Below are 23,936 nucleotides of genomic sequence, written 5' to 3'. Positions count from 1 at the left end.
CCAACAATTTTATTAATATAACTTATATTGTAAAGAAAAATATTACATAACTTAATAAAAAATTCTCAAAATATTAGTTTTAATTAGTACCTGTATTTTTTTGAGGTTGAAATAATCAATTTTAAAAAGATAAGCAGTGGTTATTAAAAATTTATGTGAGAGAAATCGAATGAAGTAAGAGAAATTTAATGTTAAAATTAAATTTTTTATGTAAAAATTAATTTGATTAGATATATTGTTTAAAAATATAATCTGATATATGGGTTTGTTTTAATTTAATCAAAGTTTAAACTCAGGGAGAGTAAGATGGATGATAAATAAACATCAAGACAGAGATATATAATTTTTTTTTATAAAAATAAAATAAAAATATATATTGTCTGACCATAAAATGGTTCATTCACCATAATAATCATTTAATATTATTTGCATAAATTGTATGCCAAATAAAATGAATGTTTTAACGCTTGTCAGGGACAACTACGGATAGATATTGGATATTTATTGGTATTTATTTTTAAAAAAATATTATTATTAAAATAATATTCTTTATTAAGAATAAATTTTCATAATTTGTTGCTAAAACAAATGTAATAGAAAAAAAGGTGCACAAAATGTACCAATTTTATTAGAATTAAAATAATTTATTAATTAATAACCTTTGTGTGCAATAAAGACTTAAAGATTTGCTTAAAATCAAAACTTTATTGTATATAATTGTAGTTAAATGGAAAAAGATTAATATACTAGTGTATATATCTGGAAAGATAAATTTTGTATATCTTAATGTTTAATAGATTGATTATCAAAAAAAGGGTTATTAATGAAAAATTTCATCTGTTTTATTTTGTTTTGAATAACATTATGTTTTTTTATTGGCTTTAAATGCTATTAAGCGTAAATTAAAGACATAAAGTTTTAAAAATTAAGTTCTATCTCTGCTGCAAGCACAACAAATTGATCTTCTCTAAATTAGATAAAGAAAGAGAAACTTTATGTTTACGTGGTACCGAGCAGTATCAGGAAATGAAAGAAAAACCTTTTGGGCATGCTTTAGTGGCTGGGCACTCGATGCTCTGGAAACACAGATGTTTGGTTTGGTGATTCCGTCACTACTTGTATATTTTGCTATCAGTAAAGGGGAGGCCGGCTTATTCAGTAGTGCCACACTTGTCACTTCAGCACTGGGTGGCTGGTTTGCAGGAGCTCTTTCAGACCGGTACGGACGCGTTAAAACATTGCAAATTATGATTATATGGTTTGCAATTTTTACATTTCTGGCGGCATTTGTTACCGAATATCACTGGTTGCTGGCGCTGAAAGCTTTACAGGGATTTGGTATTGGCGGTGAATGGGCAGCCGGAGCTGTACTGATGGCAGAAACCATTTCCAGCCAGTATCGCGGCAAAGTGATGGCAACAGTACAAAGTGCATGGGCAGTGGGATGGGGACTGGCCGTTATACTGTTTTCCGTTGTATTCAGTCTGGCTCCGGAAACTTTCGCCTGGCGCATCATGTTTGCGGTTGGTTTATTGCCGGCATTACTGATTTTCTATGTACGCCGGCATGTACAGGAGCCGGTAAAACAAACTAGCGTAGTTTCGAAAAACGAAAACAGCATGCCTATTACCGAAGCACTGTTCGGCATCTTTTCTCCTTCACTGATTCGTACTACTTTACTAGGTGGTTTACTGGGTTTGGGCGCCCATGGCGGTTATCATGCGATCATGTCGTGGCTGCCTACATATCTGAAAGCAGAACGCCACCTTTCTGTGCTCAATTCCAGTGCTTATCTGGCAGTAATCATCATTGCCTTCTGGTGTGGCTGTATGGCCAGTTCAGTTTTAATCGACAAAATTGGCAGGCGTTTTAATGTTGCCTGCTTTGCTATATGTTGTGTGATTACTGTACGTATTTATCTGTTTGTCCCCTTAACCAATACCCAGATGCTGTTTCTGGGTTTTCCGCTGGGATTTTTTGCTGCCGGTATTCCTTCCAGTCTGGGCGCATTATTTAATGAATTGTATCCGCAGAAGTACAGAGGTGCCGGAGTAGGCTTCTGTTATAACTTCGGCCGTATTCTTTCCTCAGTATTTCCATTTCTAGTCGGGCATATGAGTGCTTCAATGTCGCTGGGTTCCGCCATCGGTATAGATGCCAGCTGGGCTTATTCAATCGTGGTCATTAGCGTATTGCTGTTACCGGAAACCAAAGGGCGCAACTTAAGCGAAATTAATCAGGACGGTCAGATATCAGACAAATAGCAGATTGAGAAAGAGGAATAACATGAATCAGGAGTCGGTGGGTATTATAGACAGCCACGCCCATGTTTTTATGCTGGATTTACCGATGGTGTCCGGCCGCCGCTACACACCGGCACAAAATGCGCCGCTCGCTGATTATCTGGCACATCTGGATGCTCATGGCTGCACACATGGCGTATTGATTCAGCCCAGTTTTCTGGGTTATGACAATAGCTTTATGCTTCAGGCTATTGCACAGACTAAACCCCGTCTCAGAGGCGTTGCCTGTGTTGAGCCCTCTATCACAATGCCTGAACTTGCAGCACTGGATAAAGGCGGTATTGTCGGTATACGCCTGAATATTATTGATGGTGTCCAGCCGGATTTACAAACCGGTTCATGGCAAAATCTGCTTGATAAAGTAAAAAAGCTTAACTGGCATGTAGAAGTACATTGCCGCAGTAACAAACTCAGTGACATGATTGCAACACTGCTCAAACAGGATGTGAAAGTGGTGATTGATCATTTCGGCCGTCCTTCGGATTGTCTGCCTGCCCGAGATTATGGTTTTCAGCAGTTACTCGAGTGGGGGCGTAGCGGAATGATATGGTGCAAACTGTCCGGAGCATACCGGATTAGTGCTGCCGCAGCAGAAGGTCACAAATTCTTTGCTTCTGCCATCCCTTTATTAGTAGAAAATCTGGGCAGCCACCGGCTGATGTGGGGCAGTGACTGGCCGCATACCCAATTTGAACAGCAGATTACCCCTGATTATCTGTCTGCACAGCTGAATATGCTGTTGCAGGATAAACAGCTGACACACAATATACTCTGGGATACACCGGCAAAGCTATTCAGATTTATCTAAAAAATGCTGATTTGACTAACTGAAATCACTTAGGTAAGTAATCAGCTCAGTATGCGGAGAAAATGACTTCGGCAGACAAAAAAATATAAAACTTATTTACCATACACACTATATGTTTAAATATTAATCATTCATTGATATCTTTATTGTAAAGTTATCATGGATTAAGAGAAACAGAATTTAAGCTTTATTGTCCGCTGTTGGCATGGAAGCTTTGGCTTTATCTGACTTGATATATAAAGTTAAAGCAATATCTGATTAACCAGGAAAACCGTATGAACAAACTGCTGCTTACCTCTGTCTTATTGTTTTGTATATCGGCAGGCGCTGCTGCCAAAGAATACAATTATGAAACCAGCGATGTGAATGATCTGCCGCCGCAGTGCATTACATTAAAAGCTTTTGTATCCACAGCCAACAATCAGTATGACATGGCCTACAAAGGGCAGAAATCTTTATCTGCTGCCGATAATGTTGTTTCCACCGAAATCAGAGCAGCGTTTCTGAAAGGCACGCCGGAAGAATATCTGAATAATGGCATGCTGCAATATTATAATCTGATAAAAAGAAACGGTCTTGAAAAGGAAATTGCAGAGAACCGGATTTATAATCTGACCGGTTTTATGTCACGTGAGGATTTAATCAATATCGCTAAAAAAATCAAAAATCAGGCCTTAAGCGGTAAACTGGACAGTAAACAGTTCAGACTGAATGATGAAACAGTGATTAATGCCTGTCTTAAAAAGGCAGCCAAACCGCCGGCAGGCAGTGGTGCAGATTATTACAAAGCCATTGATTATTCTAAACGTACACCGAAAAAATAAATATTTAAACCGCCTGTATGGCGGTTTTTTTATTCAAATTTTATTTTTGCCAGCAGGTTTCAATATTTCAGATATTAATTCTTTATTCGTAAAAAAGATAAAAAATGTAGATAAGTACCTATCCGGAAAATTAATTAAATTTGAATGAATTAGAAATTTCAATGGCTTTTTTTATGTTTAACACCATTTGTAAATTTATGCTAGGTTTTTCGTATTCATATTCAATTTCAATGTCAATTAGTCTTTCTATTTTATTTTCATCAAAATTAAATTTTCTTACATTTTGCTCAATTTCATCTTCTGATGAATATAAATCATAAATATATGGTGATGTTCTTAACAATAAAAATTCTAATAATTCCAAATAATAATTAGAATTTTTATCATCTGAAGCACAATGTGAATCAATATTTTTTATTGTTTCATCAAGAAAATCACTAAAATTTTTATTACCCAAATTTTTATAAATATCCGGAAATTTTAATTTTAATATAATTAAAAAGATAAATATAATAAGTGTCCAATTTTTTAAACGAATATTAATTTTCGTTCTAATAACGACATTAAAAATATTACAAAGAGCTTCTTGTTCTCTTAAGCTTAATGTGTATTTGTGAACAATATCTACTAAAAATTCACTAGCCGGAACGTTTGTATCTTTTGTTTGAAAATACTTTCCAAGTGAAAATTTATTTATTAAATGAGTAATATATTTTCGATTTGATAGCGGAAGCTGATAATCAAAATCAATAAACCGGCGCAGATAGCCGTTAACATCCAGCCCTTGACCGTACACAGCCCTGATAGAATGACCGAGCTGAGTTTTATCCGTCGCCAGTACAAAAATAATATTATCGACATTAAACAAATGTTTGGCTTTTTCCAGCACCTCAATCGCAAAATCAGGGCGACAGCGATCCAGTTCATCAATAAAAATTACCAACGGCTTTTGTTTATCGCCGCCCGTATAACATTGTGCTAGCTTACTTAATTCTTCTTTAAATTTGCTTAAAGTTCTCCGAGATTCTTCGTATTTTTTAATCTGTTCTTTCACTAGGGATTCACCTAATGCACCTAAGGTTTTGGCTAGTTCATCAGCATTGGTTAAACCACCTGAAATAGCTTTAATACTTAGATTGGCAGCAGAAGGTGCAACAGCTTTAGCAAATTTGGCTGCATATTTATAGATAGGCGCAATGATTTTTTCGGCCTTAGTTTTATCCTGAACTTTTAATTTTTCTATAGATAAACTAATTTCCCCAATCAGCGCAATTAAGGCATCCTCAGTATAATCACTTTCCCATGCGTTAAAATAAATAGTAGTTATATTCCGTTTCTTCAGATACTGCTGCCACATTTTGATAAAGGTGGTTTTACCTTGTCCCCAGCCACCATCAATACACAGTACAATAGACTGCTCAAAGCTGGTAATAAATTGGGTTAGATTCTCGATATTCTCTTCTCTGCCCAGTGCATCGTTTTTAAACGGATTATCGGCATCAATTTCGATTGGCTGGCATTTGCTCAGGCTGAGTTTATCCATGATTTTTTTTCCCCTGTATAACAATATTCTGCCGGTACTCACCGGTTATTCTGGTTGGTGTAATCAATGACTTGATTATAATGTTTCTAAATGGCTGTAATACAGAAATCAATCCGGAAAGGCGCATAAAAATATACCCGTTAGCGGGTTTTACAACATAGCCAGACATGGCGCAGTATGATTTCACCAACTACCTCTTGCCTGCTGTTGGTCAACGCAAAACCACCGGCCGGGAGGGCAGGCTCGGCATAATATGCCTGATTGGTTGCTGTGGAATATTAACTTTCTGATTAAATAACTGATTTGTTAGAAAACCACCATAAAAAGTAAAGTCTGGCAGCAGCCGGTATTTCAGCAGGCAGAAGTGATATAAAGCATTATGTTCAAACTTGCTTTTTACCTGTAATGGCCTTATTTGTAAGCCAAAACCGCTGCCGGCGGTTTTGGCTGTTTCAGCCGTGATTTTTTGCTGAGTTGAATTTTATTTAGGTTACAAACTTATGGATGTTATTCAGTATCCGGGTAGTGTGTTTAAACTGCACCAGCCATTTCCCCCTGCCGGTGATCAGCCGGCTGCAATCAAAGGATTGCTGGAGGGGCTGGAAGACGGTTTGTCCGGCCAGACTCTGCTCGGCGTTACCGGTTCCGGTAAAACATTCACCATGGCCAATGTGATTGCCCGAAGCGGCCGGCCGGCAATTATCATGGCGCATAACAAAACGCTTGCCGCCCAGTTATATGCGGAAATGCGTGAGTTTTTTCCGGAAAACGCTGTCGAGTATTTTGTTTCCTATTATGATTACTATCAGCCGGAAGCCTATGTCCCCAGCCGAGACCTGTTTATTGAAAAAGATTCGGCCATTAACGAGCATATTGAGCAGATGCGTCTGAGTGCCACCAAAAGCCTGATGCAGCGTCAGGATGTGGTGATTGTGGCAACTGTATCGGCCATTTATGGTATTGGTGACCCTAATGAGTATCACCAGATGATTCTGCACCTGAAAGAAGGGCAGAAAATCGACCAGCGCGATATCATCGCACGTCTGGTAGCCATGCAGTATGAGCGGGGCGATATCGACTTTGCCCGTGGTTCTTTCCGCGTGCGCGGTGATGTGATTGATATTTTTCCCGCGGAAAGCTCTGAGCTGGCTTTGCGTGTCAGCCTGTTTGACGACGAAGTAGACCGCATGCAGCTGTTCGACCCGATATCCGGCAGCCTGCAACAGCGGGTCGGGCGCTATACCGTATTCCCGTCCAGCCACTATGTTACCCCGCGCGAAACCGTATTGCGGGCATGCGAAAACATCAAACAGGAGCTGGGCGACCGGATTAAATGGTTTACCCATGAAGGACGACTGGTCGAAGCGCAGCGCATTGAACAGCGCACCCGCTTTGATCTGGAAATGCTCTATGAAATGGGTTTTTGCAAAGGTATTGAAAACTACTCACGCCACTTTTCCGGCAAACCGGAAGGAGAGCCGCCGCCTACATTAATGGATTATCTGCCCAAAAATGCACTGATGTTTATCGATGAGAGCCATGTGACCGTCAGCCAGATTGGCGGTATGTACAAGGGCGATGCTTCACGTAAGCAGAATCTGGTGGATTATGGCTTTCGCCTGCCGTCTGCGCGGGATAACCGGCCGTTAAAATTCAATGAATTTGAGCGGGTGATGCCGCAAACCATATTTGTGTCGGCTACACCGGCGAAATATGAAGAAGAACATGCCGGTCAGGTAGTCGAGCAGGTGGTGCGACCCACCGGTCTGGCGGATCCGGAAATCATTATCCGTCCTGTGGCCACACAGGTAGACGACTTACTCTCGGAAATCAATATCCGCCGCGAGCTGGGCGAGCGCGTGTTGGTCACCACGCTAACCAAACGCATGGCCGAACAGCTTACCGATTACTACGCCGAGCTGGGTGTAAAAGTGCGCTATCTGCACAGTGACATTGATACCGTCGAACGGGTAGAAATCATTCGTGACCTGCGTCTGGGATTGTTTGATGTACTGGTAGGCATTAACCTGCTGCGTGAAGGGCTGGATATTCCCGAAGTTTCACTGGTGGCAATTCTGGATGCGGATAAAGAAGGTTTTCTGCGCAGTCACCGCAGCCTGATTCAGACCATAGGCCGCGCTGCACGCAATGTTAACGGTAAAGCTATACTGTATGCCGATAAAATTACCGATTCCATGAAAGCCGCCATAGACGAAACCGAGCGCCGCCGTGCCCGTCAGATATCCTTTAATGCAGAACACGGTATCGTGCCTCAGCAAATTAAAAAACAGGTACGCGACCTGATAGATGGCGTTTACCACGATGAAAACGGCAGCAAAGGGCGAGGTCGCAGCAAACTCAAAGTTGGAGAAATCCATAACGAAGATGATGCTGTTAAAGAAATCGCCAAACTGGAAAAAGCCATGCAGGCTGCTGCACGTGATTTACAGTTTGAAGAGGCAGCACAGATTCGGGACAAAATCCGTGCGATTAAAGAAAATCTGTTATTTGGTGCCAGCGAAGCTTAATCACTGGCTTTTTCTGCACCGGCTGCGGTAAAGTATCTAGTATCATGCCGGAGTAGTCAGAGATACTTAACACCAAACAGCATACTTGCATACGGCATTGTCAGGTACACTGAATAACACAAGCCGGCTCCTGTTAGCCGGCCGATCAGAACGGGACAGCATCATGCAGCACAAGCAGATCCATACCCATCATCCATCAGCTTTGGCCAGACTGCCCGCAATTATGCTGCAAACGCTAAGCAGTGTAATCATCACCGCTTTATTCTGTACTATATTATTTTACTGGCGCGCCAATAGTGAACTGCCCTTGATGCAGATCAGCTTACTTAATTTCAATGATATCAAGCTTATTCTTGTACTTATCTGTGGCTGCATGCTTTTTGCGTTAGTCCCTTCACTATTGGCGGCCGTATTCTGCTCTTATTTTATCTGGCGTCTGCCGCGCTTTCTGCTCAGCGCAGCCGCAGCCGCAGCCATTATTGCCTTTTCAGTCGCACTCCTGCAAAACTGGCTATTTAGCTGGCCGCTGGACTGGATACCGATACTGTTTAATGCACTGGTCGCCGCCATCAGTGCGCTGTGTGTAAGCCGTTTGCAACAACAGGCACAGAAAAAATAGCCATAACCGCAGCGGTCATAGCCGGCATAGTTATAATACCCTTGTTATTGATTTGTAAAAATTTGTATAAAAATATATAAAAATTAATTTAAAACAATAAAGATATAATCATTTGCTGTTACTATAAAATAGCATTGTCATGCTAATAAAAAACAATTTTCTTAATAAACAATAAAATAGTTAATAAAAAGCCATAGAGTCTGGTACATACCGTATTTTGCTATTGCTGCCTGTTAGTAAAAGTGCTTAAATTAACCACTTGTTATTGTCAATGATTTAAGTCAAAAACAAGTAAATCACACCAATATTGATTACTCCGTGTGCGAACTTCCAGATAAACATTTAATCAGAGTAGCCTGAAGAGAAGAGAAAAGAGTTTGCGTTATGAAAAACACCAATAGCGATAGCTCAGCAGACGTAGTATTAATCGGCGCCGGCATAATGAGCGCGACACTGGGAACCTTTCTTAAGGGGTTACAGCCAGACTGGCAGATTAATATCTACGAACGTCTCGCTGGAGTGGCTACAGAAAGCTCAGATGCATGGAATAATGCCGGTACCGGTCATTCAGCCCTATGCGAACTCAACTACACCCCTGAGCTGAAAGACGGCACAATCGAAGTATCCAAAGCAATTAAAATTATCGAACAGTTTGAATTGTCCAAACAATTCTGGGCATCACTTGTCGATGCCGGCATGATTGCCAATCCCAGTGAATTTATCCGCAGTGTGCCGCATATGAGCCTTGTACGCGGTGAAACTGATGTTGCTTTTCTGCGTAAACGTTTTGCCGCCTTGCAGCAATACCGCCTGTTTCAGGATATGGTTTATACCGAAGATAAAGAGCAGATTAGCCAGTGGGTGCCGCTCATGATGCAGGGGCGGGATAACAGTGAGCCAATAGCCGTTACCTGGTCGGATCTGGGTACCGATGTCAATTACGGCGCCTTAAGCCGCATCCTGATTAACAACCTCACCAGTCACGGCTGTCAACTGCATCTGCAACACGAAATTATCGACTTGAAACAGCAAGATGGTCGCTGGCACCTGAAAATCAAAGATTTAATTAATCAAACCTGCCAACAAGTATCTGCCCGCTTTGTATTTATTGGCGCAGGTGGCGGCTCCCTCAGACTGCTGCAGAAAAGCCAGATTGAAGCCAGCAAAGGCTACGGCGGCTTTCCCGTATCCGGTCAGTGGCTGGTATGTAAAAATCCCGAAATTGTCAGACAGCATAATGCCAAAGTATATGGCAAAGCATCAGTCGGCGCCCCGCCGATGAGTGTACCGCATCTTGATAAACGGGTTATCGATGGCGAAGATGCATTGCTTTTTGGTCCTTTTGCCGGCTTTACCACCAAATTTCTCAAATGCGGCTCATTTAAAGATCTGTTCCAGACCCTGAATTTTGCCAATATTTGCCCCATGCTCACCGTCGGCGTACATAACTTCGCCCTTGAGCATTACCTGATACAGCAGGTACGATTAAGCTTTACCGACCGCATGCAGGAATTACGTACCTTTTATCCCGAAGCCCGCGATGAAGACTGGCATCTGGCCGTTGCCGGCAATCGCGTACAGGTAATCAAAAAAGATCCGCAAAAAGGTGGCGTGCTACAGTTTGGTACTGAGCTGGTAAAATCTACCGATGGTACACTGGCTGCCCTGTTAGGCGCATCTCCGGGTGCTTCTACTTCCGTATCCATTATGCTTGAATTACTCGAACACTGCTTTGCCGATAAAGTCAGCGGCGAATGGAAGCAAAAACTGCATGAATGGATACCGAGCTATGGTCAGAAACTGGAACAAAACCCCGAGCTGGTACAGCGTATTCGCGACTGGACAATTAAATCGCTTAACTTACATACTCCGCAACAACAAACCATAAACAACTGAACACACACATACTAAAAACCATTATTGCCATAAACTTCCTTACCAAATTCTTGCTGAATTTGGTTTTTTTTGTGTTATTGCCGCAATTTAGAGCATACACGTACCGGTATACAGTGATAGTTTCGTCCGTAATTATTACTGTACTGGTTATACTGTAGTTACTTTCCAACACTATAATTTTAAAATCGCAACTAAAGCATAAAACTGAAAAAAACACTTGCTGTACGGATTAAATTTATTTAGTATAAGTTAAAAGTAAATAACATAGACATACAAAAATATATAATTATAACTAACACTTATAACTATATAGTGCAGTAATAAGCGCCACTTCATTTTTCAAAAATGCAGTGGCGTTTTTTTGTATCAGCCCGGTCGCAACAGGTATGATTTATACCGCCGGATAAAAATTTTTCCTGATAGCAGGGCAGAGCCTGCATTCACCGTCAATCCGGCATCTTCAAGCAATATTCCGTTTATAATAATACCGCTTAATCCAGCGGATATAGGACAATGTTTTTTTCCGTGTATCACTATCAGACACAGCAGAAATCTTATTTTCTGAACAATAGCCGCATATCCGTGCTTATCGCTAAAACTTATATAGAAAATCCATACACCTAAAAATACCGCTATATCGATAACACAATAAACTCAGGATAAACAAACAAACTGATTATGCAAGAATTCCGTATAACTGCATCGACATCAGCTATCACATTGATACTAAAGCTTAAATATAGTCTGATATATTGATTTATATATCTTTACTGCGTATTGTAATCAGCAGAGGAATAAAGATCAGGCAAAGAAATACCATAAATAGAATTTGATAATTTAAAGCTTCCAGGATTACCAATCCCTCCGCCACCAAATTCTGCCTTTAGTCATATAAATACGCCGACAATGTCGGCGGATAAAGTTTTTTCAGATTATGATAATGAGTCATTTTTATGATTATTTCCCCATTGGCAAAGCATATCTAAAATAGGAACTAAAGATTTACCTCGTTCTAATAACCCATATTCCACTTTAGGTGGAATTTGCGGATATTCTTTTCTAAAAATTAATTTATCTTTTTCCATCTCTTTTAGGGTATTACTCAGTGTCTTAAAAGAAATATGATTAATGCTTCGTTTAAGTTCATTGAATCGCATTGAGGGTTGATTTTCGTTTAACCAATAAAGAATAACAATTTTATACTTACCTCGAATCATTGAGAGAGTGTAATTAAATCCACTATCCTCAAAATGATCTTCGGCACAATGATGATTTTCCATGTAGATACTTTCCATAAAGATAGTACATAACAGTAATTACCGTACTTCAAAAATAATCGTATTAATATTAGTATGACTTAATTATTGATAAAAATATAGAAGGAATATTTAACAATGAAACGCACTTTAGTGATTGTTGCTCATCCTCACTTAGCCTCTTCAAGTGTTAACCGATGCTGGGTTAATAGATTAAATCAGTATCATGAACAAGTAACCATACATGATTTATATTCTTACTATCCCTCTTATAAAATAGACTCTGGTTTCGAACAAAACTTAATTGAAAATCATCAAAATTTGGTAATTCAATTTCCGATATATTGGTTTAATTGTCCACCATTATTAAAACAATGGTTAGATGACGTTTTCACTTACGGATGGGCATTTGGTGCCTTAGGCGATAAATTAAAAAGTAAAAAAGTAGGTTTAGCTGTTTCGGCAGGTATAAAGAAAGCGGACTATTCTCAAACAGGACATTATAAATATACACTTGAGCAAATTCTCAGCCCCTTTGAATTAACAATAAATTACGTTCAGGCTGATTATCAGCCCGTTTTTGCAATTTATGGCGCAAATAATGAGCCAGACTATCCGGATAAAATTACACAAAAAGATATAGATAAAAGTGCAGATGATTATGTGAACTGGATGAAAAAATTAGGAATGCTAATTTAAAACAGATCATTAAAGTTTATCCAAGCTTATTACTAAATAAAATCTGCTATGGACAAAAAATAAGAAATATACAGCATATTTCCTATTTTTTCTAAAGTAATGGGTATTTAATGATTTTATTCTGAATAAAAAATGAAACGGTACAGACTCCTGAATATTTTTTACAGAATCTGTAAATTTCAGGCTCAATGAGCTTTTCCTGCGAAATTTTATTACTCATTGAAACATCAGCAAACTAGCCGATAATGTCGGCATATTCTTCTATACCTGGAACGTGGCAAAATCAGTTGCGATTTCAGTATGGATAAAAATGCTCTTAGCCTCATTAACTAATTTAGCATTGTCATTGAGAGAATATCGAGGGCTTATATGCGTCATAATCAATCTTTTAACATTGGCTTGTTTAGCAATCGTGGCTGCATGAACAGTGGTAGAATGACCATGCTCAATTGCTTTTTGTCCTAATGCACTTTCATGCGTTGCTTCATGCACAAGTACGTCAACATCTTTAGCTAATTCAATTGAAGCATCACAAGGTACTGTATCACCTAAAATAGCCAGTTTTTTCCCTTGTTTAAAATCACCAAGATAATTACGACCATCAATGACACGGCCATCAGCTAGTGTTACTGTTTTACCTTCTTTTAAATAGGCATAATGTGGACCAGGATTAATATTATCTTGCTGTAATTTGTCGATATCTAAGACAGGTGATGAATCCTTTTCAATAACACGATAACCAAAACAAGGTACCCGATGCGCTAATAATTTGGCTTCAACCCGCAATTTAGTATCTTCAAATACCAAACCATCTTGATCAAGTTCAATAATGTTTAAAGGATAAGTTATCCAGGAATAACTAATATCAATCACAGTTTGAATAAATTGTTTGATACCTTTAGGGCCAATCAAAGTTAGTTCCGATTGATTTTGAGTTAATGAACGTGTAGTTAAAACACCCGGTAAACCAAACAGATGATCACCATGCAAATGTGTTATAAATATCATCTCTAATTTGGCTAAGCTGAATTTTGCTTTCTGCATTTGCATTTGAGTTGCCTCACCACAATCAAAAAGCCATAATCGTCCTCTTTCTTGTCGGAGATCAAGCATAATACTACTGACATTGCGCTCAGCGGTTGGTGAACCTGAGCTTGTTCCTAAAAAAGTGAGTTTCATAACTATATCAATCTTTTGTTGAATGTCTTATCACATACTGAGAATAACAATACATAACTTTATTTTGATGCAATAACAATAAGTAGAAAAAAATTTATAGCAGTAACAAACAATCAGACCGATAAAGATCAAGTTGTTTTGCTCGTTGAAAATTTAGTTCAGCTAAACATGTGTATTTTAACATATTTAGAGCATTACCAATTGCTCCACCCCCTAACGAATAAGCAAAGTCACACTGTAAATCACGATATTTAATCAATTCTTTATCAGATTTTTTAAGTTTATTTTTTGCAATTACCGATGTACACTTTTTCTTCATAATAATTTGAAAATACATTAAAAAATTTCTGCAGCGAATCTATTTAACTCAGCCTGACTGATATAAAAAATTTTTTCTAAACATTTAGTCAATTCTGCTTCTGAAGAGGAGTAATAGAATCTTCTTACAGCCATACCAATCACTATAAAAACCATAAAACGGTTGCAGCACACCATACGGAAAGAGATATGCAGTTAAAATAATACTTGCCTGAGAAATAGGGCTGCCAAAATCCACTGAAATATCGGGTAAAAAAAGTGAAGCCACCCAATTATCTGCGGCTGAAATAAACCCAGTAAATCCGAGTAAGATAAGAACAAAATAAATTTTTTATAAAATTCATCATTAATTCAGCTTAATATTCTGAGTTATACATTTTGTTACATATCGAAAAAATTTTAACAATCAGGTCACTATTATAGTCCTGAATATTTTCATTTATATATCAAATGATTAACAGATACATTTTAATTATATATTAATGATTACAGAGAGCCGGCGCGTCTTTCAACGATCCTCATTAATTATTTATAATCAACTTTATCGAAATTATTTCAACAACCAATCCTAAAGAAGAAATATCAATTCCATCAATCTTAATAAATTGATTCATATACAAATTTTCGACATAAATCAAACCTTCATCAGCAAAAATTAAATATAATATTCAATCTGTTGAGAGTGAATTAGCATTGCTCAATATGATTAATCCATTGCTATACTGTTTGTTTAATTCAATAACAAACAGGTTTAGTGCAGATAAAATACAGTAAGCACATTTATCGGATGATAGTCCGCTATCTATTATTGATTAAATCTGTAGGCCACAGAAACTAATATTGTCTTTTGTATCTATAAAGTGAGCATTAAATGACTGGAAGAAAAATATTCACCGCAAGCCGACTTATCCGGCTGAGCTTATTACTGCTGTCGGTAACCGCGGTTACCTCTTGTGGCGGAGGCTTCGAACCTTTTGTCGGCGTTACTTCCGGTAAAAACAAAGCTTATGCTTCGCCAGTGGAGGCACTTGTATACGTCTATGAAAATATAGATGGTGGTTCAATCAATGGTGGCTGTATTCCCGGTACTAATGGTGTAGATGATTATGAGGTGGGCAAAAAACGTTACGGGGGTGGTGCTACTTGTGGAGCTGCCTATTTGCCGGCGAAATGGAAACCGGGTATGACCGCACGTATAAACTGGCGGGTTTTTCCTTATCCAGGTTGGCGCGCAAAAGTATTAGATAAACCAGGATTAGTTTTTGATCGTAAAGAGTCAGTTATTATTGATCAATATGATGAAAACTATTCAGCGGTAATACCGTTACCACCTCCGCCACCATCTGCCGGTGATGATTTTGGCAAAGTAAGGAATATCACAGTGCATTTTCTGGCCTGTAATCAATTGTATATTACCTATGGAACAGTAGAAGAAGGCAGAAATACGCCAATGCATTACCAGCTTTTTGCCAAAAGCCAGAAACTATGCACCCCCCGCCCGTCAATCAAATCCATGGCAGATTACCGGCGCAATAAGGCTAAGCTGGATGCAATCAAGCAGGAACGGGCAAATATTAAGCAGGTGATTCTGCCGGAGTACATTAAAGAACTGGAGCAGCAGGGCAAGCTGCCGGTTACTGGTAAATAGACTGGCGGTTTTTGCTGCTTAGTGCGCCGGTTGATTTGGCAACAGTGACAGCCATCGCCGGCGCTGCAACCGGCACTTTCACCACAACGGAATTAATCCCGCATAGCCATAAAAACAAATAAAAACCAGAATATCGCAATATTATGCTGTAAAAAATTAATATATATATAAATAATGTCTTAGTCCGGAAAATTAATTATATTCAGCATATTAATATAAATAATATTCTGCGCCGGTAGTGGTAATTGTGTAAAATATTGATATAGGTAGTAAAAGCCGGAAGCGATACCATCAACCAAAACCGGCATAAAGCCGGCAAATCAGACACGGCTGCTAATACAAAGTTAACACCGAATTTTGCATAAAAATACCGTATCAATTTAAGAATAGTGAGAATCAAATGTCTGGAAGAAAAATATTTACGGCAAGCCGTCTTATCCGGCTGAGCTTACTACTGCTGTCGGTAACCGCGGTTACCTCCTGTGGCGGAGGTTTCGAACCTTTTGTCGGCGTTACTTCCGGTAAAAACAAAGCTTATGCTGCACCGGTGGAGGCACTTGAGTATAACTATGAAAATATGTCTGGAGGTTCAATCAATGGCGGCTGTATTCCCAAAACACCGGGCGTAGATGATTATGAGGTAGGTAAAACGCGCTACGGAGGTGGTTCTACATGTGGAGCAGCTTATCTATCGGCGAAATGGAAACCGGGTATGATGGCGCGTATCAACTGGCGGGTTTTGCCATATCCTGGCTGGCATGCCAGAGGATTAAATGTTCCTGGTATGGTTAGAGATCCTAAAGAATTAGCCATTCTTGATCAGTATGATGAAAACTATTCGGCAGTAATACCATTACCACCTCCGCCACCATCTGCGGGTGATGATTTTGGCAAGGTGGCAAATATCACAGTGCATTTTCTGGCTTGTAATCAATTGTATATTACTTACGGTACAGTTGAGGAAGGCAGAAATACGCCCATGCATTACAAATTGTTTGCCAAAAGCCAGAAACTATGCACACCGCGCCCGTCAATCAAATCCATGGCGGATTACCGGCGTAATAAAGCCAAGATGGATGCAATCAAGCAGGAACGGGCAAATATTAAGCAGGTGATTCTGCCGGAATATATTAAAGAACTCGAGCAGCAGGGTAAATTACCTACGCCGAGTAAATAAAACATCATTTAATTTTTCGCAGCCATACCGCAGCTTGCCGGTATGGCTGCGTTTTTTATATTGTGTTTTTATTTATAATTATGTAAATAAAACTACAGAAATTGTATTAAATATGTTAAAATAAGTGGTTACGGAAACAGTGCATTCAGATAGCGCTTATATCGGCATAAATGCACAGACCAGGGAGCAGCGTCGGCATCCGGGCAAACAGAATCAGCCTGCCTCACAATACGAAGTACTACCGGCCACCGGCACTCAGCTTATTTGTATTTCTTAGTTAAAGAGGGAAACCAGTTATGGCGAGTAACGACGATAATAAAAAACAGCCGAATGCACCTGCTGGTGCTCCGCAGCCGGGAGGTGCCGGTGGCGGTAAACCGGGTGCAGGCGGAAAACCAGCCGGTGGCGGTGCCGCAGGCGGTAAGCCGGGTGCAGGCGATAAACCTGCCGGTGCCGCAGGAGCGGGCAAGCCGGGTGGCGGCAAAGCGCCACTGCCAACGCCGAATAATCCGCACAATAAAGGAATCAGTATAGACAGCATCACTGCCGGCCACTCGCCAGAGCAGAATGATTTCGGAATTTATAAGGATGGTGACGCTGCCGATGCTGCCAATCATCCGCCTCCTGCCAACCCGAAAAAACCGCAGTCCGGGCAAAACCAACCAAATAAACCGCAGTCTGGACAAAACCAGTCGAACAAGCCGCAGTCTGGGCAAAATCAGCAGAATAAGCCGCAGTCCGGGCAAAACCAGCCGAATAAGCCGGCAGCTTCGCAGCAAGGTCAAAAACCGGGCGCTAAAACACCGGCGAATACAACAGCGAATGGTAACAAGCCCGACGACAAATTTCTGCCGCAAACCGGGCCGGGAGTACCCCCTCTGGACAAACCGCCGAGTATCGGAAAAAAGATCGGCGATAAGCTTAAGCCGTATTTGCCGACGATTAAGCCGATTGAATTTCAGTGGCCGGGCGTGCTTAAGCCGGATGAGTTTCCCACTGCCGCCGGTGGCCGCCTGCCGGCTTCAATCAGCAGCATCCAGGAAAACCGCAAAGACAATAATTTTGTCGACCGCACTAAAGCCAAGCCGTGCCAGAAAGTGCTTAAAATCAACTTCTTTTTTGATGGCACCAATAATCATGAAAAAGCCGATAAAGTAGTTTCCGGCGCCACGCCGCCGACCGCAGAGCAGCTTGATCCGCTTAAAGATGCTGCGGCTCAGCAGGCAAAGCTGATTAAGCCGTATACTTATCCGCGTACATCCAATGCGGCGCGTCTGTTTCATGCCTGTATGGGTGCCGGCGGTACACCGGGAGAAAGTAACCGTGATGAGGAAATGATTAAATACGGCTGGTTTAAGCATTATATCCAGGGCGTCGGCACCCGCTTTGAGGAAATCGGCGATGATGATCCGGGGATGCTCGGCGAGGCGCTGGCTAAATTCGGCCAGGCGCGGATTAACTGGGGCTTAACCCGTTTATGTGCCAGTTTAGGTATGTGTAAAATATTTAATGAAAAAGAGCTGCCACTGGAAACCGCGCAGAAAATGGTAAAAGGCATGGATTCGCGTGCCGGGCGCAAAAGCCAGCTCGACAGCTTTCTGGATACCTTGCAGCGCCCGGATTCCAAACCATTACCCGATGCAATTAAGCTGTATGTGGTCGGCTTTTCCCGCGGTGCCGCCGAGGCGCGCACCTTTATGAACTGGCTGCTCGACTATCTGCTCGACCGTGATGAAAATGCTGACGCACGCGAGCAGCTGGAAAAGCTGATGGCGGAGCAGGCGAAAGAGCGCATCAAACAGCGTAAAGACGACCGTGCTGCGGCAGAGGCTAAAGCCAAAGAGGAAGCCGAGGCGAAAAACAAAGACAAATCAGACGAGCAGGACAAGGATAAAGTCAAGCAGCCAGCTCCTACCGCCGCCGCACCGGTAAACAGCAGCGCTACCAAAGCCGCCATGCAGCGGGTGCAGGCGCAGGCTGCCAGCATGAGCGCCAGTGCTCCGAAAGGCAACAAACCGGCTAAGACCGATGATAAGAAGGCAGAAAAACCTTATGAAGGCATAGAGCTGAAGCTGCTCGGTATCCCGATTTATGTGGAGATGTGCGGCTTGTTTGATACCGTTGCCACAGTCGGTATGTCGCCGCTGGTGGCTATGGTAACCGGTCACTGCTCATGGGCGCACCGCACCATGTCGCTGCAGCGCGCCGGCAGCGCCGGCTTTATTAAAAACTGCTATCACTTTGTTTCGGCGCATGAGCAGCGCAAAAGTTTCTCGGTCGACAGTATCTGTGTCGACGGCGGCTATCCGAAAGGCAATTTTAAGGAATATATCTACCCCGGTGTGCATTCTGATATCGGCGGCGGCTATCCGCCCGGCGAGCAGTTTAAGAGTAATTATGGTATGGGGCATGTACTTTCGCAGATTGCTCTGCATGATATGTATGCGCGCTGCTGGCAGCATGGTATGCCGCTGCAAGTATGGCAGGATCATCCCATCTTAAAAAAAGATATGCAGAAACATCCGCGTTTTCAGTTAAAAAACTATGAATTCATGGATAAAGATACAGAAGGGGAATTTGACACACAACCAGAAATGGTTGAGCGCTTTAATGCCTGGCTGAAAACGCTGGAAACCTCGAATATCAGCACCGCACTGCAAAAGCAAGTCCATCATTTTACTGCCTATCGGATTCTGCGCTGGGTACGTTCCGGTATCGCCGGCTATGCGCGTTTCCTTGGTTTACAGCTTTCGAAGGATGGCAGCGTCGGAGAAAAGGAAGACAAAGAAACTAAAAACGGCCGTACGGATATTATCAATAAAGGGCGTAAAGAAGCCAACGAAGCCGGTAAAGGCAATTTCCCCGATAAGCCGGTTGCGGATAATGATGAAATGTGGAAGCAGGCCGGTCTGGAAGATATTCCAAAAGAGAAACGGCAGGAATTTCTCGATGGCATTATCAATAAAAATTACGTACCCGGTAACGACGGCTGGGACTTGATTGAAGGCGCCAAGGATTTCAAAGCCGATTATCTGCATGAATTTCATCTGGAGAATATGCTTTCCGCCGGTTTCCTGCTTGATACCCTGTTTGCCGGCAGCATGTATATGCTGAATAACGACGACGAGGCTGCCGAATACAAAGACATCCATGATAATGGCGATGAGTTGTATTTCGGCGCGAAAGTTGCTGATCTTAAAACGCCTGCATCAGGTAATACCAATACCCTTCCGCTGCCGCCACTGGCGAAAAATATTGTTGCCTCAGGCCCGCCGGCAGGCGGTAGTGCACCGGCAGACGGTAAAGGGCAGAAAGGCGAGAATAAAACCAAAATGCCATGGGATTATTCAACGCAGGAAATCAGCGAGATGTTCAAGAATGCCGATAAAGGCGCACTGGTTACCGGTACTCTGCTCGATGTCCTGCGCCAGCGTTATCAGAAGAATCTCCACGGCCTCGAACTGGCTACAAGTTCGGTGATGGATATCTGGCAGCGGCTGCAAAAGGCAGATTTGAGTGAGAAAACGGCGATTATAAACCGGCTGAAAACCCATGCAGAAAAATATTCCGCCAATTATCCGCAGATGGTGCAGATTTTCGACGACCAGATTCATGATTCGCGTGCCTGGTTTATGCATGATTCGCTGCTGCAAAGCCGCGAACCGTTTACCAGCTATTTTGCCCACCGTCTGGTGTTCAGCGGCGGCTTTTCGAATAAACCGCTGTCGCCGGTGCTATTGGCGAATCGCGTGGTCGGGATAGCCGGGATTGCCCGCAGCGCCTATATGAGCGTGAAATACGGCAATCCGGCCTATATTCTGATTGGTCTGAATAATCCCGAGCTGTTTGTTACCGATGCAGACAGAGCCGCATGGAATCTGCTTACTCAGGACTATCAGGCACTGGCCATTGATCCGGATACTGGTAAAATTCTGCCGACTGCTGACAACCTGAAAAAGCTGCGTCAGTTCACCAAGGATTTGCAAACCGCCACCCAGCAGATTAAAGCCGAATATGACAAGCAGAAGCCGTGGACCGATAAGGAATTTCTCGATAAGACCCTCGGTCAGGTTATTCAGAGCAGTGATGAAACCATCAAGAATCTGAATGAAATCCGCGAGCTGCTTACCGAGCAGCAAAAAGCGCTGGATAAGATGAAAGAGTCCAATGCGCAGCTGAAGCAGCAGGCTGAGCAGGTGAAACAAATGCTGGATAAGGTTACCGAAAATCAGAAACAGCTGGAAAATGCGGTGCAGCAGGCTAAAGCCGGCACACTGGATAAGCAGCAGTTGCAGGAAGCTCTGAAGCAGGGGATGACTGTTTATTCCGATCCGGTAGCGGCGCTGCCGCAGGCAAGCCTGATGCAGCCGCCCGGTCTGGAAGACATCAGCAAAGACAGTCTGGCCGAGCATTTACGCCAGCAAATCAGCCAGTACCAGCAAAACAGCCGCATCAGCGCGCAAAACAGTACTGCCTTGCTGGAGAGCGGTGCACAGGATCCGCAAACCCTTGCGCAGGCTTTTTACAACAACAGCGGCGGCGATATTTACGATCAGGCGGTAGAGCAGATGGGTAAATCCGCGCTCAACCGTCTTGGTCTCGGCGACCTGGAAATCAACCAGTATCTGCCGGAAAATATTGCCAGCCGCAGCCAGCCGGAAATTGCCAGCCTGTTGCAGCAGCTGCAAAGCGGTAATATTCCGCCGCAGATGCAGGCGATTTCGCCGCAAAAGATGGAGTTGATTAAAAAAGTACTGCAAAGCTGGCTGCTGTAGCCGTAAGCGGCACGCAGCGTTTATTCACGCTGTTTTTGTTGCAACGTCATTGCCGCCATGCCGGGGCAATGGCGTTTTATTCTGCTGCTTTGCCTGTATGTGAGTAAAGCGCATAGCCAGAATTTTTATCATCGCCGCTTAATTGCTTAAGCTGTTAACAAATATACTGCGCTATTGTGTATGATTGTGTAATATATTGATATATGGAATAAATACCGGAAGTAATACGATAGCTGACAATTGAATAAAGGGAAGGCAGAGATGCAGCGATGAAATCAATTATTAAATACACAATGCAGTAATCACAGCGTTTAACCCAAGAAGAGTGAGAATCAAATGTCTGGTAAAAAAATATTCACCGCTAGCCGCTTTATCCGGCTAAGTTTATTGCTGCTGTCGGCTACCGCCATTACCTCCTGTGGCGGCGGTTTTGAACCGTTTGTCGGTGTTACCTCCGGTAAAAACAAATCCTATGCCGCGCCGGTAGAGGCTCTTGAATACAATTATGAAGATATGTCTGGTGGTTCGATCAATGGTGGCTGTATTCCCGGAACTAATGGTATAGCTAATAATGAAGTAGGTCATAAACGTTATGGAGGTGGTGCTACTTGTGGAGCAGCCTACCTGCCGGCAAAATGGAAACCGGGTATGACTGCACGTATTAACTGGCGGGTTTTGCCTTATCCTGATTGGCAACCAAAAGTATTAAATAAACCCGGATTGGTTTTTGATAGTCAAGAATCAGCTATTATGGATCAGTATGCTGAAAATTATTCAGCGGTGATTCCTTTACCACCACCCCCACCATCTGCCGGTGACGATTTTGGCAAGGTAAGGAATATCACCGTGCATTTTCTGGCCTGTAATCAATTGTATATTACTTACGGTACAGTAGAAGAAGGCAGAAATACGCCCATGCATTATAAACTTTTTGCTAAAAGCGAAAAATTATGTACGCCACGCCCTATAGTAAAAACCATGGCAGATTACCGGCGTAAAAAAGCAAAAATGGATGCAATTAAGCAGGAACGGGCTAATATTAAGCAGGTGATTCTGCCCGAATATATAAAGGAACTGGAGCAGCAGGGCAAGCTGCCGGTTAGCAGTAAATAAGTTTTGCAGGCTTGCTATGGTCGCCGGCTGACAACTTACCGATGCAAGTAAGCTTGCGCCGGCAAGCCTGAACTGTTCTCTTTGCAAAAAAGCCGGCTGATTTAGCCATAGCCGGAATCTTCTGAAAATAACGCCATTGTTCCCATACGGGTACAGTGGCGTTTTATTATCCGCAGTGTAAATACAGGTTCGACTAATAAAAAATTTCCGTTTCTGCGCCAGATATTGGTAATATCATTGCATAAAAACTGACAGATGTAAGCAGTACCGTCAACAGGGTGATAACAAAAACCGGAATAAAGGGGAAGGTGCAGATGCAGCGATGAAATCAATTATTAAATACACCATGCAGTAATCACAGTGTTTAACCCAAGAAGAGTGAGAATCACATGTCTGCTAAAAAAATATTCACCGTAAACCGCCTTATCCGGCTAAGTTTATTGCTGCTGTCGGCTACCGCCATCACCTCCTGCGGCGGCGGTTTTGAACCGTTTGTCGGTGTTACTTCCGGCAAAAACAAAGCCTATGCCGCGCCGGTAGAGGCACTGGAGTATAACTATGAAAATATGTCCGGTGGTTCGATTAATGGTGGCTGTATTCCCAAAACACCGGGCGTAGATGATTATGAGGTTGGTAAAAAACGCTACGGCGGTGGTTCTACATGTGGCGCTGCTTATCTGCCGGCGAAGTGGAAGCCGGGTATGACGGCACGTATTTATTGGCGCGTTTTACCTTATCCTAGGTGGAATCCCAGAGGTTTAAATTTACCTGGTGTTAATTTTGATAAAAATGAAGCAGCTATTATAGCTCAGTATGATGAAAATCATTCCGCAGTAATACCATTACCCCCGCCTCCACCATCTGCCGGTGATGATTTTGGCAAAGTAAGTAATATTACTGTCCATTTTCTGGCTTGTAATCAGTTATATATTGATTACGGTACTACAGATGATGATACCCGTGAGGCAGTAAAGAAACAGTTCGCGCTGTTTGCGAAAAGTGAGAAACTATGCACACCGCGCCCATCAATTAAATCCATGGCAGATTACCGGCGTAATAAAGCCAAACTGGATGCAATCAAACAGGAGCGGGCAAATATTAAGCAGGTGATTCTGCCGGAATACATTAAAGAATTAGAGCAGCAGGGCAAGCTGCCGGTTACTGGTAAATAGACTGGCGGTTTTTGCTGCTTAGTGCGCCGGTTGATTTGGCAACAGTGACAGCCATCGCCGGCGCTGCAACCGGCACTT

General features: G+C 42.1%; 17 protein-coding genes. 12 read left to right on the top strand and 5 right to left on the bottom strand.

The window, feature by feature from the left end:
- Positions 1–995: 995 nt before the first annotated feature.
- The 3 genes from H3T75_RS09130 (at position 996) to H3T75_RS09120 (ending at position 3,935) form a co-directional block, all read left to right on the top strand.
- The gene (locus H3T75_RS09130; protein WP_084549702.1) at positions 996–2,264 is read left to right on the top strand and encodes an MFS transporter; all 1,269 of its coding nucleotides are present in this window, start codon (positions 996–998) and stop codon (positions 2,262–2,264) included.
- Positions 2,265–2,286: 22 nt separating this feature from the next.
- Positions 2,287–3,111, top strand: a complete 825-nt coding sequence (locus tag H3T75_RS09125; protein WP_198211557.1) for an amidohydrolase — start codon at positions 2,287–2,289, stop codon at positions 3,109–3,111.
- Between the two features lie 275 nt (positions 3,112–3,386).
- Positions 3,387–3,935 carry a hypothetical protein gene (locus H3T75_RS09120; protein WP_084563732.1) on the top strand — a complete coding sequence of 183 codons (549 nt, stop codon included), beginning with the start codon at positions 3,387–3,389 and terminating at the stop codon, positions 3,933–3,935.
- A 130-nt stretch (positions 3,936–4,065) separates the two neighbouring features.
- Here the strand turns inward: H3T75_RS09120 and H3T75_RS09115 are convergent, their stop codons facing one another.
- On the bottom strand, positions 4,066–5,478 hold the full coding sequence (locus H3T75_RS09115; RefSeq protein ID WP_198211556.1) for a P-loop NTPase fold protein: 1,413 nt from the start codon (positions 5,476–5,478) through the stop codon (positions 4,066–4,068).
- A 500-nt stretch (positions 5,479–5,978) separates the two neighbouring features.
- Here H3T75_RS09115 and uvrB point away from each other — a divergent pair, with 500 nt between their 5' ends.
- The 3 genes from uvrB to mqo all read left to right on the top strand — a co-directional run bounded on the left by uvrB (position 5,979) and on the right by mqo (position 10,521).
- Positions 5,979–8,006 (top strand): excinuclease ABC subunit UvrB, encoded by a 2,028-nt coding sequence (uvrB, locus tag H3T75_RS09110; RefSeq protein ID WP_198211555.1) that lies wholly within the window; start codon positions 5,979–5,981, stop codon positions 8,004–8,006.
- A gap of 163 nt (positions 8,007–8,169) precedes the next feature.
- Positions 8,170–8,625 carry a hypothetical protein gene (locus H3T75_RS09105; protein ID WP_198211554.1) on the top strand — a complete coding sequence of 152 codons (456 nt, stop codon included), beginning with the start codon at positions 8,170–8,172 and terminating at the stop codon, positions 8,623–8,625.
- Between the two features lie 384 nt (positions 8,626–9,009).
- A complete protein-coding gene (gene mqo, locus H3T75_RS09100) occupies positions 9,010–10,521 on the top strand; it encodes a malate dehydrogenase (quinone) (protein WP_084550029.1) in 1,512 nt (503 codons plus the stop codon).
- A 932-nt stretch (positions 10,522–11,453) separates the two neighbouring features.
- Here mqo and H3T75_RS09095 read toward each other — a convergent pair.
- Positions 11,454–11,801 carry a helix-turn-helix domain-containing protein gene (locus H3T75_RS09095; protein WP_025330010.1) on the bottom strand — a complete coding sequence of 116 codons (348 nt, stop codon included), beginning with the start codon at positions 11,799–11,801 and terminating at the stop codon, positions 11,454–11,456.
- 114 nt (positions 11,802–11,915) lie between these two features.
- Between H3T75_RS09095 and H3T75_RS09090 the strand changes: the two genes are divergently transcribed.
- On the top strand, positions 11,916–12,476 hold the full coding sequence (locus tag H3T75_RS09090; RefSeq protein ID WP_078474777.1) for an NAD(P)H-dependent oxidoreductase: 561 nt from the start codon (positions 11,916–11,918) through the stop codon (positions 12,474–12,476).
- Positions 12,477–12,737: 261 nt separating this feature from the next.
- On the opposite strand, the gene rnz is transcribed toward H3T75_RS09090, so the two are convergent.
- From rnz to H3T75_RS11055, 3 genes are all read right to left on the bottom strand, one after another.
- On the bottom strand, positions 12,738–13,655 hold the full coding sequence (gene rnz, locus H3T75_RS09085; protein ID WP_174829776.1) for a ribonuclease Z: 918 nt from the start codon (positions 13,653–13,655) through the stop codon (positions 12,738–12,740).
- Positions 13,656–13,749: 94 nt separating this feature from the next.
- The gene (locus H3T75_RS11060) at positions 13,750–13,974 is read right to left on the bottom strand and encodes a lysozyme inhibitor LprI family protein (RefSeq protein ID WP_370570088.1); all 225 of its coding nucleotides are present in this window, start codon (positions 13,972–13,974) and stop codon (positions 13,750–13,752) included.
- An 84-nt stretch (positions 13,975–14,058) separates the two neighbouring features.
- Positions 14,059–14,286 (bottom strand): MFS transporter, encoded by a 228-nt coding sequence (locus tag H3T75_RS11055; protein WP_370570087.1) that lies wholly within the window; start codon positions 14,284–14,286, stop codon positions 14,059–14,061.
- Between the two features lie 558 nt (positions 14,287–14,844).
- Here H3T75_RS11055 and H3T75_RS09070 point away from each other — a divergent pair.
- From H3T75_RS09070 to H3T75_RS09050, 5 genes are all read left to right on the top strand, one after another.
- Entirely contained in the window at positions 14,845–15,621 is a 777-nt protein-coding gene (locus H3T75_RS09070) for a DUF3304 domain-containing protein (RefSeq protein ID WP_198211553.1), read from the top strand.
- Positions 15,622–16,021: 400 nt separating this feature from the next.
- Positions 16,022–16,798, top strand: coding sequence for a DUF3304 domain-containing protein (locus tag H3T75_RS09065; RefSeq protein WP_198211552.1), 777 nt, complete (start codon positions 16,022–16,024; stop codon positions 16,796–16,798).
- A 296-nt stretch (positions 16,799–17,094) separates the two neighbouring features.
- Positions 17,095–21,573: a phospholipase effector Tle1 domain-containing protein gene (locus H3T75_RS09060; RefSeq protein ID WP_198211551.1), complete on the top strand. Its 4,479-nt coding sequence runs from the start codon at positions 17,095–17,097 to the stop codon at positions 21,571–21,573.
- A 336-nt stretch (positions 21,574–21,909) separates the two neighbouring features.
- Positions 21,910–22,686, top strand: a complete 777-nt coding sequence (locus tag H3T75_RS09055) for a DUF3304 domain-containing protein (protein ID WP_198211550.1) — start codon at positions 21,910–21,912, stop codon at positions 22,684–22,686.
- A gap of 389 nt (positions 22,687–23,075) precedes the next feature.
- Positions 23,076–23,858 (top strand): DUF3304 domain-containing protein, encoded by a 783-nt coding sequence (locus tag H3T75_RS09050; RefSeq protein ID WP_198211549.1) that lies wholly within the window; start codon positions 23,076–23,078, stop codon positions 23,856–23,858.
- Positions 23,859–23,936 lie beyond the last annotated feature (78 nt).

The organism is Snodgrassella sp. W8135 (genome assembly GCF_016101225.1).
GTDB lineage: Bacteria > Pseudomonadota > Gammaproteobacteria > Burkholderiales > Neisseriaceae > Snodgrassella > Snodgrassella alvi.
This window is presented reverse-complemented; position numbering and strand designations above follow the sequence as displayed.

What these genes read in the sequence shown, in the direction of transcription:
- mqo (WP_084550029.1), top strand. Translation starts at nt 9,010, where the DNA reads ATGAAAAACACCAATAGCGATAGCTCAGCAGACGTAGTATTAATCGGC.
- H3T75_RS09050 (WP_198211549.1), top strand. Translation starts at nt 23,076, where the DNA reads ATGTCTGCTAAAAAAATATTCACCGTAAACCGCCTTATCCGGCTAAGT.
- H3T75_RS09125 (WP_198211557.1), top strand. Translation starts at nt 2,287, where the DNA reads ATGAATCAGGAGTCGGTGGGTATTATAGACAGCCACGCCCATGTTTTT.
- rnz (WP_174829776.1), bottom strand. Translation starts at nt 13,655, where the DNA reads ATGAAACTCACTTTTTTAGGAACAAGCTCAGGTTCACCAACCGCTGAG.
- H3T75_RS09090 (WP_078474777.1), top strand. Translation starts at nt 11,916, where the DNA reads ATGAAACGCACTTTAGTGATTGTTGCTCATCCTCACTTAGCCTCTTCA.
- H3T75_RS09130 (WP_084549702.1), top strand. Translation starts at nt 996, where the DNA reads ATGTTTACGTGGTACCGAGCAGTATCAGGAAATGAAAGAAAAACCTTT.
- H3T75_RS09065 (WP_198211552.1), top strand. Translation starts at nt 16,022, where the DNA reads ATGTCTGGAAGAAAAATATTTACGGCAAGCCGTCTTATCCGGCTGAGC.
- H3T75_RS09060 (WP_198211551.1), top strand. Translation starts at nt 17,095, where the DNA reads ATGGCGAGTAACGACGATAATAAAAAACAGCCGAATGCACCTGCTGGT.
- H3T75_RS09095 (WP_025330010.1), bottom strand. Translation starts at nt 11,801, where the DNA reads ATGGAAAATCATCATTGTGCCGAAGATCATTTTGAGGATAGTGGATTT.
- uvrB (WP_198211555.1), top strand. Translation starts at nt 5,979, where the DNA reads ATGGATGTTATTCAGTATCCGGGTAGTGTGTTTAAACTGCACCAGCCA.
- H3T75_RS11060 (WP_370570088.1), bottom strand. Translation starts at nt 13,974, where the DNA reads ATGAAGAAAAAGTGTACATCGGTAATTGCAAAAAATAAACTTAAAAAA.
- H3T75_RS09115 (WP_198211556.1), bottom strand. Translation starts at nt 5,478, where the DNA reads ATGGATAAACTCAGCCTGAGCAAATGCCAGCCAATCGAAATTGATGCC.
- H3T75_RS09070 (WP_198211553.1), top strand. Translation starts at nt 14,845, where the DNA reads ATGACTGGAAGAAAAATATTCACCGCAAGCCGACTTATCCGGCTGAGC.
- H3T75_RS09055 (WP_198211550.1), top strand. Translation starts at nt 21,910, where the DNA reads ATGTCTGGTAAAAAAATATTCACCGCTAGCCGCTTTATCCGGCTAAGT.
- H3T75_RS09120 (WP_084563732.1), top strand. Translation starts at nt 3,387, where the DNA reads ATGAACAAACTGCTGCTTACCTCTGTCTTATTGTTTTGTATATCGGCA.
- H3T75_RS09105 (WP_198211554.1), top strand. Translation starts at nt 8,170, where the DNA reads ATGCAGCACAAGCAGATCCATACCCATCATCCATCAGCTTTGGCCAGA.